This is a genomic window from Neisseria flava (genome assembly GCF_982712965.1).
This window is the reverse complement of the sequence record NZ_CEXQBZ010000102.1, coordinates 1-2749: the sequence shown is the minus strand read 5'-3', so window position 1 is coordinate 2749 and position 2749 is coordinate 1. Positions and strand designations below refer to the sequence as shown.

At 46.8% G+C, this 2749-nt stretch carries 2 protein-coding genes; one reads left to right on the top strand and one right to left on the bottom strand.

What is annotated here, in order from left to right; translation table 11 throughout:
• On the bottom strand, window positions 1-903 hold a 903-nt coding region (locus AC5M9B_RS04810), incomplete at its 3' end, for an anhydro-N-acetylmuramic acid kinase (RefSeq protein WP_487648319.1).
• A 172-nt stretch (window positions 904-1075) separates the two neighbouring features.
• Between AC5M9B_RS04810 and AC5M9B_RS04805 the strand changes: the two genes are divergently transcribed.
• Window positions 1076-2650, top strand: coding sequence for an inorganic phosphate transporter (locus AC5M9B_RS04805; protein ID WP_070654496.1), 1575 nt, complete (start codon window positions 1076-1078; stop codon window positions 2648-2650).
• The last annotated feature ends 99 nt before the right edge of the window (window positions 2651-2749 follow it).

Genomic DNA, 2749 nt, shown 5'->3' with positions numbered 1-2749 from the left:
TAAAACGAGATTGCGAATACCGCCTCCACAAACATAAAGATTGCAAACATCAGGAGCGGCTGAGATGGTCGCATCATAAATCGTTTGGGCAGTAAACTTGAGTAACGTTCGCAAAATGTCTTCCGGTTTTTCGCCACCTTTCAGACGACCTTTCAACCAATCTAATGAAAATAATTCACGCCCGGTACTTTTTGGGTATGGGGAGGAAAAATATGGGTGCTCGAGCAGGCGGGTTAGTAGATCGGGTAAAACGGTTCCTGTTGCCGCAATCAAGCCGTCTTTGTCATAAGGACGTTGCCAAATGGCTTGCATCCATGCATCGGACAGCATATTGCCCGGTCCGGTATCAAAGCCGAATGCCGGAGAGGAATTTGGCAGGACGCTGATGTTGGAAATACCACCAATATTCAAAACAACGCGTGTCTCGGAGTCGCTTTGGAACAAGGCTTGATGGAATGCGGGGACAAGAGGTGCACCTTGTCCGCCTGCCGCTAAATCCCTGCTGCGGAAATTGCCGATGGTAAAGATACCGGTCAGATGTGCCAAAAGCGGTAGATCGGCAAGTTGTATGCTGTATCCTGCTTCGGGGGCATGGCGGACAGTCTGTCCGTGGCAGCCAACGGCGGCAATATCGTGGGCTTGCAGGTTGGTTTGTTTTAGCAGTAAAGAAACCGTATCTGCGTAAAGGCAGCTTAGTTTTTGAGATAGCAGCATACTGCGGTGCAGTTCATTATTGCCGATATTTTGCAAATCCAGCAATTCATGCCTAAGGTCGTCTGAATAGGGGATGAATGCGTGGGAGACAGCTTCACGCCATCGATCGCCTTCTATGCGGATTAAAACTGCGTCCGCACCATCCATACTGGTGCCGGACATAATGCCGATATAGTTTCGGATATTCATAAAATTGTGATTTTGAAGTAGGCAAAAAGAAACATTGTAACGCTGTTTCAGATTTTATTCGGATTCAGGATTGGAGGAGATAAAGAAATATTTCAAGAAAGATTGTAAAAAGGTTACAATTAGACAGAGATTCCGAATCTGCCAACTTTCGTATTTCCAAAGGAAAACTTCCATGGCTCAAACTCAACCGAGTGCGAACTTGAAGCTTATTAACGCCGCTTTTGCCGCTATGCTGGTGGGCATGGTCGGCTATTTTATTTATTGGGGTCTGGGGTATACACATTACAACAATCCTATACTTTTCATCATCGCCACGATGTTCGGCGTATTTATGGCATTTAACGTCGGTGGCAACGATATTGCCAACTCGTTCGGAACCAGTGTCGGCTCCGGCACGTTGACCATCCCGCAGGCACTCTTGATTGCCGCTGTATTTGAAGTCAGCGGAGCCGTTATAGCGGGTGGCGAGGTTACAGATACCATTCGTAAAGGTATCGTAGATTTAAACGGGTTGGATTTGCAACCCATGCAATTCGTCTTCATTATGATGTCCGCGCTTTTGGCGGCAGCATTATGGCTTTTGTTCGCTTCTCGTAAGGGACTGCCAGTGTCGACTACCCACGCCATTATCGGTGGTATTGTCGGTAGTGCGTTGTGTATGGCGGTTATGCACAAAATTGATGCGGGTACGCTTATCCAATGGGGCAAGCTTGGAGAGATTGCCCTTTCATGGGTACTGTCGCCGATGTTGGGCGGGTTGGTTTCCTACCTCGTTTTCTCCCGTATTAAGAAAAATGTATTAGATTACAACGATTGGGCGGAAGGAACCCTCAAAACCATCAAACAGGAAAAGAAAGCATACAAAGAGCAACATCGTCTTTTCTTTGAAGCTCTGAACGAAGCTGAAAAAGTCGAATATGCTACCAAAGTAGCACACGATGCGCAGCTTTACGACGAACCTGATTTCGAACCTTCCGAATTACAGTCCGACTATTATCGCGGGCTGTATGAATTGGATAATCGGAAAAACAATGTCGATTCCTATAAAGCCCTTCATTCCTGGGTTCCCTTTATCGGCTCTATAGGCGGTATGATGATTGCAGCGATGCTGATTTTCAAAGGATTGAACAATCTGCATTTGGGCATGAGTAATGTCAACAGTTTTCTGATTATCTTTATGGTCGGCGCGGTAATTTGGATGGCGACGTTTGTATTTGCTAAAAGCATTAAGCGCAAAGATCTCGATAAATCTACTTTTCAAATATTTTCTTGGATGCAGGTCTTCACTGCCTGTGGTTTTGCATTCAGCCATGGAGCGAACGATATTGCCAACGCCATCGGGCCGTTTGCCGCCATTATGGATGCATTGCGTACCAACAGTATTACCGCGCAAAACGCTGTCCCGCCTATCGCTATGCTGACCTTCGGCATCGCACTGATTGTCGGATTATGGTTTGTCGGTAAAGAGGTTATCAAAACCGTCGGAACCAGCTTGGCGGAAATGCACCCTGCTTCCGGTTTTGCTGCCGAACTTTCTGCTGCAGCCGTTGTTATGGCAGCATCCTTAATGGGTTTGCCAGTATCGAGTACCCATATTTTGGTTGGCGCGGTTTTAGGTATCGGTTTGGTTAACCGCAATGCTAACTGGAAACTGATGAAACCGATTGGTTTGGCTTGGGTGATTACATTGCCGGCAGCTGCAGTGTTGTCCGTGATCTCTTATTTGGTGTTGCAGGCGGTTTTCTAACTGTCTCAAGAGTAGAAAGCTAGGCGGATTCGCATTTGAAGTGCAACTTTCCCTAACAGGAAAAGGCCAGTATGCGGTAGCATACGGCCTTTCCTGCAA

What these genes read in the sequence shown, in the direction of transcription:
- AC5M9B_RS04805 (WP_070654496.1), top strand. Translation starts at nt 1,076, where the DNA reads ATGGCTCAAACTCAACCGAGTGCGAACTTGAAGCTTATTAACGCCGCT.